We start from the raw sequence: 17,434 nt of genomic DNA on the forward strand, positions 1-17,434 counted from the left end.
AGCACCCGAGTCGAACGCCCAGGACGTCAGCCTCGCGGGGGTGTAACCCGGTGGGGTGGGCGAGCGAGACATCGGTACGGGGAGGGAGTGCGGGATGGTCGACGTGCCGCAGGAGCAGATCCGGTTCGCGGTGGTGCTCAACGGGGGTGTGAGCCTCGCCGTGTGGATGGGCGGGGTGGTGCTCGAACTCGATCGGCTGACCAGGGCGGACGGGCCGTACGCCGAGCTGTTGGACATGGTCGGCGCCACGGCCCGCGCGGACGTCATCACGGGCACGTCCGCAGGCGGCATCAACGGCGCCGCGCTGGCGTTGTCGCAGGTCAACGCCAACGCCAGGCTGGAACGGCTGCGTGACCTGTGGGCCGAGCAGGGGCGGATGGAACAGCTGCTGCGCACGCCGTTCCGCGGGCAGCCGGTGTCGCTGCTCAAGGGCGACGAGTTCTTCCTCCCCCGGCTCCGGGAGGCCCTGGAGCGGCTGACCGCGGACTTCGACCCCACCCCGCAGGACGCCCGGCCGGTGGACCTGCGGATCACCACCACCCTGCTGGCGGGCGTGCCGACGGTCACCCACGACGACCTCGGCCAGACCCTCGTGCAGGCCTCCCACCAGGGCAGCTTCTCGTTCCGCCGCGACCCGGGCGGCCGGGACGACTTCAGCGCCGACAAGCTGCCGAGACTGGTCGACCGGATGGCGCTGGCCGCACGGTCGTCCGCCTCGTTCCCGTTCGCGTTCGAGCCGTCGTTCATCCCGGTCGCACCCGGCGCGCCCGACGGTGACAAGCCGAACATGGCCGACGTCGCGTCCTGGGCCAACGGCACCGACAACCGGTCCCGCTACGCGGTCGACGGCGGGGTGCTGGTCAACACGCCCACCAAGGAGGCGCTGGACGCCATCGACCGGATGCCCGCCGAAGGCCCGGTGCGGCGGGTGATGCTGCTGGTGTTCCCGCACGCGCCCGAGGCGGTCGTGGAGCCGGTGGCCCCGGTGGACGGCGCGCTGCCCAGCACCATCGCCACCGGCGCCAAGCTGCTCGGCGCGCTGACCAGCCAGAGCGGTCGCACGTACGTCGAGCGCATCGAGGAGCACAACCGCGACGCCGCGTCCCGGCGCGGAGGGCGGAACGCCCTGCTGGAACGCCTAGCGTCGGGCGGTTCGGTCACCGGCAAGCTGTACGCGCTGGCCGCGACCCTGCACGACCACTACGAGGACGTCCGCATCCGGCACGCCGCCCGTGACGTCACCACCCGGCAGTTCGAGGTGCCGGGCGCGAACGCCGCCGGCTGGTCGTTCGAACGGGTGCGCGCGGCGGCCGAGGCGGCCCAGCGTGCGTACCGCGCGGAGCACGGCGAGCTGCCGTACGTGCCGACGAAGCCGCAGCCGGCCGCGTTGCCGGAGCACGGCTGGCCGTGGGGCATCACGATGGCCGACCGGCTCGCGTCCGCCGCGATGGACCTGCTCAAACGCCTGGTGTGGGTGATGCCGGACGCCCAGCGGCTCGCGCTGGCCCGGACGAACCTGTTCGACGTGCGGGCGAAGCTGCGCGCCGCCCGGGTCGAGCTGGACGAGCACTGGACCACCAACGCGCACGAGGACCTGGACCAGGCGTACTGGGATCGGCGGGTCCGCCGGTTCGCGCGGAAGATGCTGGCGGAACCCGACGGGGTCGGGCGGCAGGTCCGGCAGCAGGTGGAGCGGATCGCGGACGTCCTCGGTGACGCGCACGACATCCTCGACCAGCTGGACGACGACCAGCTGCGGGCCGGGTCGCTGCGGTCGTGGCACCGGCTGCTGACCGAGCCGCGCACCGACGCGGAGGCCGAGGTCGGGCTGGTGGCGGGCGACCTGTGGCTGTCCCGCGTGCTGGCGCTGGAGGTCGCGACGACGTGCCTGGCCGACGACTCGCGCGGCGGCATGGACCAGGCCGTGGAGCTGGTGCAGATCAGCCTGCAGACGCGCAACGCGTTCGCCGAGTACAGCCTCACCGCCGAGGACAAGGCGGGCGGGGCGTCGCTGAGCCGGTTCTCCGGGTTCCTGAAGCGGTCGTGGCGGGTGAACGACTGGATCTGGGGACGGCTCGACGGCGCCACCATGCTGTGCAAGGTGGTGTTCGACCCGAAGCGGCTGCTGCGGGTGGACCGGATGACCGGCGCGGGCGGCGACCCGGTGGACCGTGCGTCGGCCAAGGTCGACGAGCTGGTGCTGGAGCTGTTCGGCGAGGGGTTGCCGGACGAGCTGGCGCCCTGCGTGACGCGGGCGAAGGCGGAGCTGGCCGCCGTCTACGCCCAGCCGGACGGTGATCACCCGCCGACGTGCGCGGCGCTGGCGGAGTTGGCGGCGTGGGCGCTGCACATCCGGATCATCTGCGAGGAACTGCCCGCACTGCGCGCCGCGATCCTGGCAGACCGGCACGAAGGGGCGGACCGGCGGTCGCGGGGCGAGCTGTTCCTGGAGGAGCAGGCCGCGTTGCTGGCCCGGCTGCCCGTGCGGACGGACGCGGAGCGGGTCGAGGTGGGCGTGCGGGCGTTGAGCGCGTTCGACCGGGCGGGCATCGGGCGTGAGCCGCTGGTGCAGGAGGCGAGCAGCGACCAGGTGATCCGGACGGCGGCGACGGCCGCGGCGGTGGCGATCACCGTGGCGGACAGCGACAACTCCGGGTTGGGCACGGCGAAGCCGCTGACCAGGACGTTGCGCGGGGCGGCGCTGCTGCCGTACTGGACGATCACGGGGTTGACCCGGGGCGGGCAGTTGGCCCAGTTCCTGGGGCTGCTGGGATTCGCCCTGGGCGGCGCGCTGCTGGTGCTGGCGTTGTTCGACCTGCTGCCGCCGTGGGCGGTCGGTCCGTCGGCGGCGATCGGCGGCGGCACGCTGCTGGCCGCGTTCGGTTACGCCGCGCTGCGGTCCGGGACGTTGCTGCACGGGCTGGTGCTGCTGTCACCGGTGATCCCGCTGGTGACGGTGGCGATCGACCGGACCCGTGACGCGTTGGCGGCGGGTGACACCGGTGACCAGGCCGTGACGGGGATGGTGGCGGTCGGTGGCGTGCTGCTGGTCGTGGTGGGGTTGTTGATCATCGGCAGCCTGCCCGCGCCGGTGGGCACGCCGCTCGCGGTGCTGGGCAGGATCCGGTTCAGGCCGCGGCTGGTGGTGCGGGTGCTGGTGGCGGCGGCGATCGTGGCCGGGGTGTGGGCTGTCGTGCGGTACCGGTTGTACGACCTGGACCCGGCGTTGGTGGTCGCGGGGACGGTGGTCGCGATCCTGTTCGGCGCGGGGGCGTCGTACGTGCTGGGCAGCTCGCTGCGGCGGTGGCGCCAGGTGGACGGGGCGTGGGGCACGGAGGCCGCCGAGCCGCCCGCGTCCGCGACCGCCGGGTGGGCCGCCGTGTACGGGTCGGTGCTGCTGGTGATCGCGGCCGCGGTGCAGGTGTTCTCGCTGCGGTTCACCGGGTGGGAGGCGGTGCTGGCGACGGCGTTGTCGTTCGGGCTGGTGCTGCTGCTGGTGACGACGTGGTGGGTGCCGTTGCAGGCTCGGCGGACGATCGCCCGTTCCCTGGTCGAGCAGATGTCCATCGTGGACTTCGAGTCGGACGACGTGGCGGAGGCCTTGCTGAAGCGGCTGGAGGGCCACGGGATGCTGTTCAAGTTCCTGACCGAGCTGGACGGCACCGGCATCCCCCGCCTGAACTCCACCGGCCTCCGCGTGGCCCACCGCGCCGCCGGCCGTTCCGCCACCGGCCGCGACCCCCACTAACCTCCACCACCCGCGAGTCGTCCACTGCGACACCGCGAGTCCTCCACTCAGACACCGCGAACCTTCCAGTCGGGCACCACGAACCGCGCGCTCGTGGTGTCGGACCGGCTGGTTCGGGGTGTCCCAGTGGAGGACTCGCGGTGTCTGAGTGGAGGACTCGCGGGTGGGTGGGTTAGGCGGCCAGGGCGGGGGTCTGGTGGACGGTGGGGAGGCCGAGGGCGCGGGCGTAGAGGGACTCGAAGGTGTCGAGGGTGGTGTCGATGGCGTGGGCGGCGATCAGGTCGCCGCTGGCGGCGCCCATGCGGGCGGTGACGGCGGGGTCCGCGGTGACGGCGTGCAGGCGGTCGGCCAGGCCGCGGATGTCGCCGGGCGTGAACAGCCAGCCGTTGCGGCCCTGCTTGCACAGGTGCGGCAACGCCATCGCGTCGGCGACGACCACCGGCTTGCCCGCCGCCATCGCCTCCATCGTGGCCAGGCTCTGCAGCTCGGCGATGCCCGGCATGCAGAACACGTCGCTGCCGGCGTAGGCGTCGAGCAGCTCGGACTCGCTGACGAAGCCGCGGAAGCGGACCCGGTCGGCGATGCCGAGATCACGGGCCAGCAGCTCCCACTCCGCCCGGCACGACCCGTCGCCGACGATCTCCGCGTGCAGCCGGGGCACGAGCGCCAACGCCCGCAGCAGCTCGTCCACCCGCTTCTCCTCGTCCAACCGCCCCACGAACAGCACGGTCGGCGCGTCGGTGTGCCGCACGGGCGTCCGCAGCCGGTACCGGTCGATGTCGATGCCGCACGACACCGGCACGGCCCGCTCGGGGAAACCGTTGTCGTGCAACAACTGCACGGCACGCGGGGTGGGCGCGGTCACGACGTCCGCCTGCCCGTACACGCGCCCCAGGTCACGCCACGCCCACCGCGACGCCATGCCCTGCAACCACGCCGGCACGCGGGCGTGGCCGAACAGGTTCTCCGGCATGAAGTGGTTGGTCGCCACCGTCGGGATCCCCAGTGCCGCCGCCTGCCTCAGCACGTACCGCCCGACCACGAAGTGCGCCTGGACGTGCACCAGATCCGGCCGCAACTGCCCCAGCAGCGCGCCGACGTCCTTGCGCACCTCCCACGGCAGCCCGATGCGGAACGAGCGGTGGAACGGCGTGCGGTGCGAGCGCAGCCGGTGCACGGTGATGCCGTCGACGGGTTCCGTCCGGGCCGGGCCGTCCGGCGACACGCAGATCACGTGCACGTCGTGGCCGCGGCCCGCGAGGCCGGTGGCGAGGCTGTGGGCGAACCGGGCCGCGCCGTTGACGTCCGGGGGGAACGTCTCCGCGGCGATCACGATCCGCATGGCGCGTCCGTTGGTCACTGTCGTCTCCGATCTGGTGGGAACTGCGGGAGGAGTGCGGTTGCGGGCCAGCGCCACGACACCGGCGACGGCGACGGCCGCGCAGACGAGTTGGGCGGCGCCCACGAGCGAGCTGGTGCGGGTCGCCTCTCCGAGCAGCCCCGCGCCGATGCCGACGGCGACGAGCGGGTCCACCACGGTGAGGCAAGCGACCGCCACGTGCGGCGGTCCGCTGGCGTAGGCGTGCTGGATGAACCAGCCGCCGACGAGGAGTGCGGCGACGATGCCCGCCGCCGAGAGCGCGGTGGTCCACGCCAGTCCGCCCTGCTGGACGTCCTGGGACACCGACCGCATGAGCACGGAGACGAAGCCGTAGGCGACGCCGCCAGCCGAGCCGAAACCGAGGGCGCGCACCGCCGGACGGGTCGACAGCACACCGATCAGGCCGGGCACCGAGATCAGCCCGAGCGCCAGCAGGGCGGCCTTCAGCTCGGCCTCCGGCACGACCGCCGTGGACGTGGCGCTCCCGGCGGCGAGCAGCACGAACGCCCCCACGCCGAACGTCGTCCAGGCGACCGCCGGCAGCTCACGCCGTCGCCCGTCGAGCACGGCGGTGATGCCGATCGCGACCACCCCGACCGGCTGCACCACGCTCAACGGCGCCATCCCCAACGCCGCCGCGTGCACACCCGCGCCGACGACGAGCAGCACCAGGCCCAGCAGCCACCGCGGTCGGCCCAGCAGCTCCCGGACCCGCAACGCGCCCTCGCTCGCCCGCACCGCCTCGTGCTGGAGGCGTGCGGCGAACGCGAAGAACACGGCGCCGAGGACCGCGAGCAGCACGGCGAACCACGTCATGACGACACCTCACGGCGGAGGACGGCGGAGGCGACGGCGAACAGCAGGCAGTACAGGAACGCGAACAGGATCCGCTCGAAAAGGCCCAGCACGACCGCGCCGCTACCGGGGTAGAGCACTGTGGCGTGACTCAGCATGAATGCCACCGAGGTGATCCCGGCGGCGACCGAGAAACGGCGCACCGTGGTACTCGCGATGAACGTCCGGGAAATCAGCCAGCCCGCCAGCGGGAGGCTCGCGAACATCACCGCCCCCGCGTACCGGTGCACCGCGCCGGAGAACGACGTGGGCGCGCCGGCCGGGTCGGTCGGGAACACGGTGGCCACGGTCAGGCCCGCCGCCCACAGCCCCATCAGCACCGCCACCGGCCCCCGCCTGGGCAGACCGGATCGGACGAGGGCGACGAGCAGGCCGACCGACGCGGCGGCCAGGGACAGCGCGGTGACGGCCAGCAGCCCGCTGCCGTTGTCGACGAAGATGTAGTCGCTGATCGTGTGGCTGATCGGACTAAGTTCGCCCACCGACGCCACGTGCAGGTAAACAATCGGGAACAGCGACAGGACAAGGCCCACAACAGCCAGCGGCAACACCGCCGTCCGACTTTTCCCCCGGATCTCCACCACGAGGAAAATCTTGGTGCGAAATGGCGACCGAAGATATCCGGAACACCCCCGAGTCGACCCTGAGGCCACCCCGAGAACCCTGGTAGGGCTGACCCCACCACCGGGTGGGGTCGGGCACGCCCTAGGCTTCCGCGTCGTGAGCCCGCACCCCCAGCACCCTGCCGTGGAAGTGTCGGGGCTGGTCAAGCGCTACGGCTCCACCGTCGCGGTGAACGGACTCGACCTCACCCTGGAAACCGGCACGGTCCTCGCGCTCCTCGGCCCGAACGGCGCCGGGAAGACGACCACCGTCGAGGTGTGCGAGGGGTTCCGGACGGCCGACGGCGGCGCGGTGCGCGTCCTCGGGCTCGACCCGAAGCGTGACGGCGACAAGCTGCGCCCCCGGATCGGCGTGATGCCGCAGGGCGGCGGCGGCTACCCCGGCGTGCGGGCGGACGAGATGCTGCGGCTCATCGCCGCGTGCGCCGCCAACCCCCTCGACCCCGCGTGGCTGATCGACGTGCTGGGCCTGTCGTCGTCGGTGCGCACCCCTTACAAGCGGCTCTCCGGCGGGCAGCAGCAGCGCCTGTCGCTGGCCTGCGCCCTCGTCGGACGCCCTGAGCTGGTGTTTCTGGACGAGCCGACCGCCGGCATGGACCCGCAGGCCCGCCGCCTGGTCTGGGAACTGGTGTCGGCGCTGCGCGCGGACGGCGTCACCGTGCTCCTCACCACGCACCTCATGGACGAGGCCGAAGCCCTCGCCGACCACGTCGTCATCGTGGACGCGGGCCGGGTCGTCGCCGAGGGCAGCCCCACCGAGCTGACCGAACACCACGCCGACGACCGGCAACTCCGCTTCCGCGCCCGCCCCGGGCTCGAGCTGACGCTCCTGCGCGACGCCCTGCCCGAGGGCCTGAACGTGCGGGAAGCCAGCCGGGGCACCTACCTCGTCCAGGGTCACATCGACCCGCAGGTCCTCGCCACCGTCACCTCGTGGTGCGCCCAGCAGGGCGTGCTGGCCGAAGAGCTGACGGTGGCGAGGCGCAGCCTGGAGGACGTGTTCCTGGAGCTGACCGGCAGGGAGCTGCGCTCGTGACCGAAACCTCCGGCACCGAATCCTCCAGCACCGAGTCCTCCGGCACCCCCGGATCGGGCGCCTTCGACTCCGGTTCCGTCGACTCCGGCTCCGTCAGCTCCGGCACGTTCACGCCGGGCACGTTCACGCCCGCTCCCGGCCGGGGCAGGCTCGGCCGGATGCTGCTCGCGCAGGCCCGCACCGAGACCGTGCTCACGCTCCGCAACGGCGAGCAGATCCTGCTGACCGTGCTCATCCCGGTGGCGCTGCTGCTCGCGATGGGCCTGATGGACGTCATCCCGGTGCCCGAACCGCGCGTCGGCTCGGCCACCGCACGCATCCTCGCGCTCGCCGTCATCTCGTCCGCGTTCACGGGGCAAGCGATTGCGCTGGGCTTCGACCGCCGCTACGGCGTGCTGAAACGCCTCGCCGCGACCGCGTTGCCACGCTGGCTCCTGGTCGCCGGACGGGTCGCCGCCGCACTCGCCGTGGTCGCCGTGCAGGTCACGATCATCGCCGTCGTCGCACTGCTGATGGGCTGGCAGCCGCCGTCCGCGACCGGCGTGCTGTGGGCGGTCGCGCTGATCGTGCTCGGCACCCTGTCGTTCGGCGCGCTGGGCGTGCTGCTGGGCGGGGCGCTGCGGGCGGAGATCGTGCTCGCGCTGGCGAACATCGTGTGGTTCGGGCTGCTGCTCGTCGGCGGCCTGTCGCTCGGCGTGGACAGCCTGCCGACCTGGCTGGCGACGGTCGTGGACGCCCTGCCTTCGGCCGCGCTGGCCCAGGCCCTGCACAACGCGGTGGTCGACGGGACCGCGCCGGGCCTCGGTCACGTCACCGTGCTGGTCGTGTGGGGTGTCGTGGCCGGCGCGATCGCCACGAGGACGACGAAGCTCGGCTGACACCCCGGCGGGCCGGTCTCAGGGTGCGGTACCTACCATCGGTTCGTGTCCGCCCCATCCTGGCTCACCACCTTCCTGAGCACGTTCCAGCGCACGTTCGCCATCGCCGTGGTGATCGCCCAAGGTGGCATCGCGGTCACCGGGTCGATCGTGCGGGTGACCGGATCGGGCCTCGGCTGCCCCACCTGGCCGCAGTGCTTCGAAGGCAGCCTCGTGCCGGTCGAACACCCCGAGGTGGCGTCGCTGCACCAGTGGGTCGAGTTCGGCAACCGCACCCTCACCGGCGTGGTCGGCATCATCGCCGGCCTGTGCGTGCTGGCCGCGTGGTACAACCGGCCGCGCCGCAAGCGGGTGCTCACCCTGGCGTTGATCCAGTTCGGCGGCGTCGTGCTGCAGGCCGTGATCGGCGGCTTCACCGTGTTGACCGGCCTGCTGTGGTGGACGGTCAGCGTCCACTTCCTGGTGTCGATGGTGCTGGTCTGGTTCGCCGTGCTGCTCGTCGCGGCGCTCGGCGAAGGTGACGAACCCGCCCGTCCGCTCGTGCCGAAGCCGTTGATGACGCTCCAAGTTGTGCAGGCCGTCACCCTCGGCCTGCTGCTGACGGCGGGAACTTTCGTCACGGCCGCCGGGCCGCACGCCGGTGACGCCGCGACCCCTCGCCTGGAGCTTCCGGTGGACACGCTGTCCCAGGTGCACGCCGACCTGCTGTTCCTGTTCCTCGGCATGCTCATCGCGCTGGGGTTCGCGTTGCGCAGCCACCCGATCCCCCGGCGGCCCTACTACGCGCTCGTCGCCACGGTCCTCGCGCAGGGGACGTTGGGCATGGTCCAGTACTGGACCGGGGTGCCGGAGGTGCTGGTCTCACTGCACGTGCTGGGCGCGGGCGCGGTCGTCGTCGCCACGGCCGCCCTGTGGGTGTCGACCCGCGAACGGCCTCACCGGGAGGACGAGGGCCTGCGCTCCCAGACGGCCGGCAGCTCGGTCGCCAGCCACGTGTAGAGGTCGTCCACGGTCCGCAGCCGCATGGCACGCTCCGGGTCGCCGCTCATCAGCCGCATCCCGGACTCGGTCAGCTGCCGCACGCTCACCAGCGCGTCCAGCTTGCGCTGGATCAGGTCCACCCACCGCTTCTCGTCGATCCGGTACTGCGCCGCCTGCCGCCCGCGCCGGGTGCGTTTCGTCACCAGACCGGCGTTGACCAGGAACTTCAGGTTCGTGCTGATCGAGCCGCTGCTGGCTTCCAGCTCCTGCGACAGCTCGGCGGCCGTGCGTTCCGTCGGCTGGCACACCAGCAGGTAGCCCAGGATGCGCCCGCCGATCAGCGGGATGCCCTCCTCGGCGAAGTGCGCCGCGAACCGCTCGATCCACGCCGACAGCCGCGTTTCCCGTCCGACGCTCATCCGACCCCCTGTGCTCCCGGACCGACACTTCGGTCGACACTGAAGTGATAGTAGGTCGGATGCTGATCATCGCGCAAAGGCCACGCCGTCCGAGCGTTGCATTCGGGGGGTCAGGAACGGAGGACACGGTCGTCCTGGACGTAGGACTCACGCGCTCCGGAGGTAGGGCTCTCGGGTCAGAGGCGGCGGAGGCCTGCCAGGACCCGTTCCATCAGGCCGAGGTCCGGCTCGTCGCCGTCGGTGGTGGCCGTGCGGTGGACCTCGATCAGACCGCGCTCGGCCATGTCGCCGAGGAGCACCTTGGCGACGCCCAGGGGCAGGCGCAGGAGCGCGGCGATCTCGGCCACCGACCGCGGCCGGGCGACCAGCGCGATGACCTCGTTGTACTCGGCCTTCATCCCTCCCGGGTACTCCCAGTCCACCGCCGAGACCAGCGTCTCGATCTCCAACTGGTACGACGACGTGGTGCGGCCACCGGTCCACGAGTAGGCGCGGACGATCGAGGCCGCCTCCTCCCGCGGGTACTCGAAGTCGTCCTCGTCGTCGAACACCGGCCGATGCGGTTTGGTGTCGCTGGTAGCGGGTTCCACGGGCGGCTTCGGCTTCTGCGGCGGCTTGCGCCGCCGCGAGGAGTCGAGGCTGAACCCGTTGAGCAGAGCGGCGAACGTCTCGTCCGACGCGGGCTCGTCGTTCCGGTCCATGACCACCTCACGCAGACGGGCGGGCCATCATCCGCTTCGCGCCGTGGAGCTGGGCGCGCAGCTCGGGGGTCAGGAGCTGACCGACCTGGTCCACCACCACGGTCATCTCGTAGGCGACCTGGCCGACGTCGGCGTCCGGCGCGGCCAGCACGGCCAGGCACGAGCCGTCGCGGATGGACATCAACAGCATGATCCCGTACTGCATCTCGACCACCGAGCGCAGCACGCCACCGCCGTCGAAGCACCGCGCCGCCGACTCCGTCAGGCTCGCCACGCCCGCGGCGATCGCGGCCAACTGGTCGGCCCGGTCGTCCGGCAGACCGCTCGACGCGGTCAGCAGCAGGCCGTCCACCGAGATCACCACCGCGTGGGCCACCCCGGGCACGCGTTCGGCGAAGTTGCCCACCAGCCAGCCGAACTGGTCGACCTGTCGCGACTTCTGCGTGCTCATCCGTTCTCCTGCCCAGCTCGATTTTCACCGGATCCCCGCACACTCTGCCGGATTCCGGTCTGGTAGCTGGCGAGAAACCCGCGTGTCGCCTGCGGATCCCTCCGAACGGGTGCGATCGCGTCAGGCGCGTTCGGCCGTTCGGCCACCAGATTGGTCCGCGGCTGCCGTTTGGGCAGTTCCGCCGGATTGTCGTTCACTGGCTTCTCGTGCGCTGGCTTGTCGTTCACGGGCGCCTCCCCGCGCGCGTGGATGTCCCCGGCGCGGTGCCGCGCCGGTTCCGCCGGCCCGGCGGGCACCGAGCCGCCGCCGAACCAGGTCGAAGCCGTCCGCCGCGGCGGGGACGCCGGTGCGGACGGAGGTGTGTCGACGGTGCGACCCCGGAACGGCGCCCATCCGTCCTGGGTCGACGGCACGGCCGGCGGTAGGGCCGGCTGTGGCAGACCCGACTGCCGGCCCGAATCCGGCTGGCCCGAATTCGGCTGGCCAGGATTGTGGTGGCCAGGATTGTGGTGGCCAGGATCATGTTGGCCCGACCCCGGCTGCTGGGGCGGGACCGGGAGGTGGGACGTCGCCGGGGGCAGTGCCGCGCGCGGGCCCGTGAGGTGCGGCAGGGCGGGCTGCGGGCCGGTCGAGTGGAGCGGCGCGTACCCGTTCGGGTTCGGCAGGCCCGTGGAGTTGGCGAGACCTGCGGAGTTCGAGAGGCCGCTCGCGGTCGAGAGGGCCGGGGAGTTCGAGAGGGCCGCGGCGACCGGGGCCGCCGCCTGCGCGGGCACCGGTCGGCCGGACAGCGGGCCGGTCGCGCGCACGAGCTCGGCGGGCAGCCCCACCACCGCGCGCAGCCCGTCGCCCTGCTCGCGCAGCATCACCTCGATGCCGTGCCGACCGCCGAGCCGGCCCACCACGTACAGGCCGAGCTGGCGGGACACCGGCAGTTCACCGGAATCCTCCGACGCGGCCAGCGCGATCCGGCGGTTGGCCTGCGCCAGGTCCTCCTCCGACATGCCGACGCCCTGGTCGACCACGTCGACCAGCACACCGCCGCCGGGCCGCGGCCGTCCGCCGACCACGACCTGGGTGCGCGGCGGGGAGAACGCGGTCGCGTTGTCCAGCAGCTCGGCGACCAGCCGGACCAGGTCGCCCGCGGCGTAGCCGACCACCTCCACCGACGGGGTGGTCTGCACGACGACCCGCTGGTACTGCTCGATCTCGGACGCGGCGGCGCGCAGCACGTCGCCCAGCGGCACCGGTCGGGTGAACCGGCGGGCCACGTCGCTGCCGGACAGCACCATCAGGTTCTCGTTGTTGCGGCGCATCCGGGTGGCGAGGTTGTCCAGCTTGAACAGGTTCGCCAGCTGCTCGGGGTTCTCCTCCTGCCGCTCAAGCTCCTCCATCAGCTTGAGCTGCCGCTCCACCAGGCCCTGGCTGCGGCGGGAGAGGTTGATGAACGCGTTGCGCATGCCGGTGCGGAGGTCGGCCTGTTCGGCCGCGGAGCTGACCGCCTGCCGGTGCACCGCGTCGAACGCGCGCGCGAGCTGGCCCAGTTCCTCCCTGGTGTCCACGGGCACGGGTTCCACGGTGATGTCGTGCGCCGCGTTCTCCCGCAGCTGCGCCACCAGCGTGGGCAGGCGGTGTTCCGCGACGTCCAGCGCGGCCGTGCGCAGTGTGCGCAGGGAGCGGAGCAGGTAGCTGCCGATGACGTAGCCGACCGCGGCGGCGGCGAACAGCGACGCCAGCAGGATCACGGACGCCGCGCCCGCGCGGTCGCTCGTGGTGTCCTGCAACCGGGCCGCGGCGGCGGCGAGCTGGTCCTCCAAGGACCGCAGCACGACGTCGATCTGCTTGAGGGTGCTCTCCGCGCCGACGTCCCAGCCCTCGGGGTCGATCATCGTCTTGACCGCGCCCGGGTTGGTGCGGACCTGTTGGTACAGGCTGTTGCGGAGGTCGACCTCCTGGCCCGCGACGGTGCTGCGGTACTCGGCCTGCTGCTGCGGCGTGGCGACGGCGGAGAAGTCGGCCAGCTTGTCGTGCTGGCGGGTGTAGGACTGCTCCAGCATCGTGACCTCGGTGTCGAGCAGCCAGCCGCGGCTGATGCCGGCGTGCACGGTGGCGTGCTGCCACGACACCTGTTCGCCCGCCATGGCGAGGTTGTGCAGGGCGCCGGCGGTGCCGGACAGCGCCGGGTCGCCGAAGTCGCCGACCATCGCCAGGTCGAAGTCGAGCAGTGCTCGCAGGACCACGGTGTAGCCGCCGATGCCGCCTTCCAGGTCGACGCTGCCGGACAGCACGCGCTCACGCAGCTGCGGCAAGCCGTCGAGCTGGACGAGGACGTCGCGGAACCGGGCGTTGGCGACCTCGCCGAGCGACGTGGTGCGGTCCATCAGGTTCCGCACTCCGGCGGCGGCGGTGTCGGTGGCGCGCACCAGGTCCGGGTACTCGGCGGAGTTCGCGCCGGCGCCCTCGGGCCGTCGCGCCGACAACGCGCGCTCCGCCTGCACGCTCGCGATCAACGGGTCGAGGCCGCCGCGCAGCGTCACGATCCGCTGCATGGCGGCGTAGTTGTCCGCGCTCCTGACGTAGCCGTGGATCTGCACCACGCCGGCGCCGACGGCCACGAGCACGGGCACCGCCAGGACGGCGGCGAGCTTCACTGGCAGTCGCCAATTCCGCCAGTCCGCGACGGCGCTCCACCACTGCCTGCGCGCGTTGTTGTCGCCAGTCACCAGAACAAGCCCCGGGGAGTCCGTAGTTGGTTCGAGCAGAACGACGCCGACGCTGCATGACGGCGGACGCGGATGTTGCTGCGCGATAGTAGGTGGTCAACAGGCGTGGGACAACGACCTTGCAGTCGGTCCTCATCCGATCGGCGCAGCGTGACGACCGGGAAGACCATTGGCTCCAAACGAGACGTACAGCCGGTCTGAGGTGCCTCCCGGTGACACGATCGAGGCCTTCTCGTCGTTGACTGACGGCCTAACGCGGTTACGCTGAGCGCTCGCCGCCGGCCCGCGCATCCGCGTGCGCGGCGAGGCAAATCCCCGTGGAGGATTGATGACGAAGGCGATCCTGCCTCCGACGGATTCGCGACCCGCCAGAGGTGGTCGCGGCTTCGCCACCTTCGACGATCCGGGGTCGTCGCTGCTGGTCGACGAAACGGGCGCACCGGACTTCGTCGCGCTCCAGGACAGCGCCGATTTCCGCGAGCTGCGCCGGCGGATCGCCATCTTCGTGGTACCCGCCACGTGCGGGTTCCTGCTCTGGTACCTGGGTTACGTCGCGCTGTCGGCGTACGCGCCGGACCTCATGGGCACGCCGGTGTTCGGCGTCGTCAACCTCGGCCTGCTGTTCGGGTTGCTGCAGTTCGTGACCACGATCGCGCTGACCCTGGCGTACGCCCGTTACGCGCGGCGCAGGCTCGACCCGCAGGTCGACGCGGTCCGCAGGCTCACCGCGGAGGACGAGGACTGATGGGCGGCAACACCGCGATCAACCTGGGCGTCTTCGGCGTCTTCGTGTTGATCACTCTCTACGTCGTGTACCGGGCGGGCAGCCGGAACGCCACCGCGTCCGACTACTACGCCGCGGGCAGCAGCTTCACCGGGCCGCAGAACGGCATCGCGCTGTCGGGCGACTTCCTGTCCGCCGCGTCGTTCCTCGGCATCTCCGGCAGCATCGCGGTGAACGGGTACGACGGCTTCCTCTACTCCATCGGCTGGGTCGTGTCCTGGCTGCTCGGTCTGATGATCATCTCCGAGAGGTTGCGCAACACCGGCAGGTTCACCCTCGGCGACGTGCTGGCGTTCCGGATGCGGCAGCGCCCGGTGCGCGCGGCCGCGGCGAACGTGACCCTGGTGATCTCGCTGTTCTACATGATCGCGCAGATGGCGGGCGCGGGCGCGCTGATGGCCCTGCTGCTGGACGTGCACAGCAAGGTCGGCCAGGCGGTCATCATCGCCGTGGTGGGCATCGTCATGGTGCTGTACGTGCTGGTGGGCGGGATGAAAGGCACCACGTGGGTGCAGATCATCAAGGCCGTGCTGCTGATCATGTGCGTGACCCTGATGACGGTGTTCCTGCTCGGCAAGTTCGGGTTCAGCCTGTCGGCGATCCTGGAGACGGCGTCGCGGAACACCCCGCTGGGGCCGGGGGTGCTGGAGCCGGGCGTCCGGTACGGCAGCACGCCGACCAACAAGCTGGACTTCCTCTCGCTGGCGCTGGCCCTGGTGCTCGGCACGGCCTCGCTGCCGCACGTGCTGATGCGGTTCTACACCGTGCCGAACGCCCGCGAGGCGCGGCGTTCGGTGGTGTGGGCGACGTGGATGATGGCCACCTTCTACCTGTGCACGCTGGTCATCGGCTTCGGCGCGCTGGCGTTGGTGGGCAGCGAGGCGATCGCGTCGGCTCCCGGCGGTGAGAACTCGGCCGCACCGCTGCTGGCGTACGAGGTCGGCGGCGCGGTGCTGCTGGGCGTGGTGAGCGCGGTCGCGTTCGCGACGATCCTGGCGGTGGTGGCCGGTCTGACGCTGACCGCGTCGGCGTCGTTCGCGCACGACGTCTACGCCAACATGATCAAGCACGGTCAGGCGGACCCGCGGTCGGAAGTCCGGGTCGCCCGGCTGACGGCGGTCGTCGTCGGTCTGCTGGCGATCGTGGGCGGTATCGCGGCCAACGGGCAGAACGTGGCGTTCCTGGTGGCGCTGGCGTTCGCGCTGGCCGCGTCGGCGAACCTGTCGACCATCATCTACTCGATGTTCTGGAAGCGGTTCAACACCACGGGGACGCTGTGGGCGGTGTACGGCGGGCTCGTGTCGTGCATCTTCCTGCTCACCTTCTCCCCCGCCGTGTCGGGCGCGAAGTCGTCGATCTTCCCCGACGTGGACTTCGCGTGGTTCCCGCTGAGCAACCCGGGCCTGGTGTCGATCCCGTTCTCGTTCCTGTGCGGGTACCTGGGCACGGTGCTGGGCAAGGACAAGGCGGACCCGGTGAAGCAGGCCGAGATGGAGGTCCGCTCGTTGACCGGGATCGGGTCCGGGCTGAAGTAGCGCTGCTGGAGTAGCGCTGTGGGCGGGGGCCGGATCGCGTGGTTCGCGGTGCCGGACCGCGCGACTCGCGGTGCCCGAGTGGAGGACTCGCGGGTGTTGTGGGTCGGCGGTCAGCGCTGGGCGAGGGCGGCGCGGACGGCGGAGGCGAACCGGAGCGGCGCGGTGGCGTCGGCCTGGCGGAAGCCCAGTGACGGCTCGACCAGTTCCAGTTCCAGCAGCAGCGGCGCGCCGTCGGCGCCGGGGACGAGGTCGACCCGCGCGTACAGGAAGTCGTTGCGGCGCAAGCCGGTCAGCTCCGCGGCGGCGTCCATGACGTCCTCGGCGACGCGGCGCTGCGCGGGCGACGGCGACGCGCCGGACAGCCGCTCCACGACGTAGAGCCCGGATTCGTCGTACTCCGCGTCGGCCGTGAGCATCGCGCCCTTGGTGAACGCGTGCGAGTGCTGCCCGCCGAAGAACACCATCGCCGTCTCGCCGGAGGCGTCCACGTTCGCCTGGTACGGCTGCACGAGCGCGGGCACGTCCAGCGTGGTCAGGTGCGCGGCGGCGGCTTCGTGGTCGCCGGCCGGGACGCGCAGCGCTCCGCGCGACCCCGCGCCGACGGTCGGCTTCACCACGAACTCGCCGTCCGGCCAGTCGGTGAAGCCCGGCTCCGCCACCGCCGTCGGCACCACGGGCACACCCGCGTCCGCGAGTTCGACCAAGTACGTCTTGTCGGTGTTCCACCGGACCACCGACGCCGGGTTCACCAGCTTCGGCTCGGCGTCGCACCACGCCAGGAACTCCGGCAGCCGTTCCGGGTAGTCCCAGGTGGACCGCAGCACGACGAGGTCGGCGTCGACCGGCGCGCCCCATTCCGCCCACGACGCCGGCACGCCGACGTCGGCCAGGACGTCCACCAGCGCGCCGTCGTCGGCGTCCCCGGCGGGCAGCGCCGCGCAGGTGGCGAAGACGACCCTCACCGGCCCGCCATGCGGCGGCGGTGCGCCGGGCCGATCTTCACCGCCTCCGTGGTCTCGCGGTCCCACTCGTGCCGGTCCAGGTCCGGCACCGCCTCGATCACCGCTTCGGCCGACGCCACGTCCGGCAGCACCACGTCGCCCATGGCGCCGTCGTCACCGACCAGCACGATGCGCGCGCTCGTCCGCCCGACGTTCTCCACCACGGCGCGCGCGGGCTTGCCGTGCGCGGCCACGAACGCGGAAGCCGTCTTCACGGCGCGACCGATCTTCTTGTCCTCTGCCACGTCGATCAGACTAGAACCTGTCGGTAACTTACGCGCACGTGACCGCACTCACGGCACCTGACTCCCTTGCCGCAGG

General features: G+C 72.0%; 14 protein-coding genes. 6 read left to right on the plus strand and 8 right to left on the minus strand.

The annotated features are described in order from the left end of the window. Positions 1 to 94: 94 nt before the first annotated feature. Positions 95 to 3,748, plus strand: a complete 3,654-nt coding sequence (locus ACRAKI_RS25820; protein WP_447003102.1) for a patatin-like protein — start codon at positions 95 to 97, stop codon at positions 3,746 to 3,748. 172 nt (positions 3,749 to 3,920) lie between these two features. On the opposite strand, the gene ACRAKI_RS25825 is transcribed toward ACRAKI_RS25820, so the two are convergent. Beyond that, a complete protein-coding gene (locus ACRAKI_RS25825) occupies positions 3,921 to 5,945 on the minus strand; it encodes a glycosyltransferase (protein WP_447003103.1) in 2,025 nt (674 codons plus the stop codon). Beyond that, positions 5,942 to 6,517 (minus strand): DUF998 domain-containing protein, encoded by a 576-nt coding sequence (locus tag ACRAKI_RS25830; protein WP_447003104.1) that lies wholly within the window; start codon positions 6,515 to 6,517, stop codon positions 5,942 to 5,944. Before ACRAKI_RS25830 ends, ACRAKI_RS25825 begins: the two co-directional genes overlap by 4 nt. 187 nt (positions 6,518 to 6,704) lie before the next feature. On the opposite strand from ACRAKI_RS25830, the gene ACRAKI_RS25835 reads away from it, so the two are divergent. The 3 genes from ACRAKI_RS25835 (at position 6,705) to ACRAKI_RS25845 (ending at position 9,520) form a co-directional block, all read left to right on the plus strand. Beyond that, the gene (locus ACRAKI_RS25835; RefSeq protein WP_447003105.1) at positions 6,705 to 7,643 is read left to right on the plus strand and encodes an ABC transporter ATP-binding protein; all 939 of its coding nucleotides are present in this window, start codon (positions 6,705 to 6,707) and stop codon (positions 7,641 to 7,643) included. Between the two features lie 158 nt (positions 7,644 to 7,801). Beyond that, positions 7,802 to 8,521 (plus strand): ABC transporter permease, encoded by a 720-nt coding sequence (locus ACRAKI_RS25840; protein WP_447008511.1) that lies wholly within the window; start codon positions 7,802 to 7,804, stop codon positions 8,519 to 8,521. 45 nt (positions 8,522 to 8,566) lie between these two features. After that, a complete protein-coding gene (locus ACRAKI_RS25845; protein WP_447003106.1) occupies positions 8,567 to 9,520 on the plus strand; it encodes a COX15/CtaA family protein in 954 nt (317 codons plus the stop codon). On the opposite strand, the gene ACRAKI_RS25850 is transcribed toward ACRAKI_RS25845, so the two are convergent. The 4 genes from ACRAKI_RS25850 to ACRAKI_RS25865 all read right to left on the minus strand — a co-directional run bounded on the left by ACRAKI_RS25850 (position 9,457) and on the right by ACRAKI_RS25865 (position 13,793). Further along, the gene (locus tag ACRAKI_RS25850) at positions 9,457 to 9,921 is read right to left on the minus strand and encodes a GbsR/MarR family transcriptional regulator (RefSeq protein WP_447003107.1); all 465 of its coding nucleotides are present in this window, start codon (positions 9,919 to 9,921) and stop codon (positions 9,457 to 9,459) included. The two genes, ACRAKI_RS25845 and ACRAKI_RS25850, sit on opposite strands and share 64 nt — an antisense overlap. A 176-nt stretch (positions 9,922 to 10,097) precedes the next feature. Then, positions 10,098 to 10,622, minus strand: coding sequence for a DUF742 domain-containing protein (locus tag ACRAKI_RS25855; protein ID WP_447003108.1), 525 nt, complete (start codon positions 10,620 to 10,622; stop codon positions 10,098 to 10,100). Positions 10,623 to 10,629: 7 nt separating this feature from the next. After that, positions 10,630 to 11,073: a roadblock/LC7 domain-containing protein gene (locus ACRAKI_RS25860; protein WP_447003109.1), complete on the minus strand. Its 444-nt coding sequence runs from the start codon at positions 11,071 to 11,073 to the stop codon at positions 10,630 to 10,632. Further along, complete coding sequence (locus ACRAKI_RS25865) at positions 11,070 to 13,793, minus strand: nitrate- and nitrite sensing domain-containing protein (protein WP_447003110.1); 2,724 nt, start codon at positions 13,791 to 13,793, stop codon at positions 11,070 to 11,072. The genes ACRAKI_RS25860 and ACRAKI_RS25865 overlap by 4 nt, the downstream gene beginning before the upstream one ends. A gap of 328 nt (positions 13,794 to 14,121) precedes the next feature. On the opposite strand from ACRAKI_RS25865, the gene ACRAKI_RS25870 reads away from it, so the two are divergent. After that, positions 14,122 to 14,538, plus strand: a complete 417-nt coding sequence (locus ACRAKI_RS25870) for a DUF485 domain-containing protein (RefSeq protein WP_447003111.1) — start codon at positions 14,122 to 14,124, stop codon at positions 14,536 to 14,538. After that, complete coding sequence (locus ACRAKI_RS25875) at positions 14,538 to 16,112, plus strand: solute symporter family protein (RefSeq protein ID WP_447003112.1); 1,575 nt, start codon at positions 14,538 to 14,540, stop codon at positions 16,110 to 16,112. The genes ACRAKI_RS25870 and ACRAKI_RS25875 overlap by 1 nt, the downstream gene beginning before the upstream one ends. 110 nt (positions 16,113 to 16,222) lie before the next feature. Here ACRAKI_RS25875 and ACRAKI_RS25880 read toward each other — a convergent pair whose 3' ends face one another. Together ACRAKI_RS25880 and ACRAKI_RS25885 are read right to left on the minus strand one after the other, a co-directional pair. Next, complete coding sequence (locus ACRAKI_RS25880; protein WP_447003113.1) at positions 16,223 to 17,074, minus strand: ATP-grasp domain-containing protein; 852 nt, start codon at positions 17,072 to 17,074, stop codon at positions 16,223 to 16,225. Further along, the gene (locus ACRAKI_RS25885) at positions 17,071 to 17,358 is read right to left on the minus strand and encodes a hypothetical protein (RefSeq protein WP_447003114.1); all 288 of its coding nucleotides are present in this window, start codon (positions 17,356 to 17,358) and stop codon (positions 17,071 to 17,073) included. The genes ACRAKI_RS25880 and ACRAKI_RS25885 overlap by 4 nt, the downstream gene beginning before the upstream one ends. Positions 17,359 to 17,434: the final 76 nt, after the last annotated feature.

Source organism: Saccharothrix isguenensis (assembly GCF_052936305.1).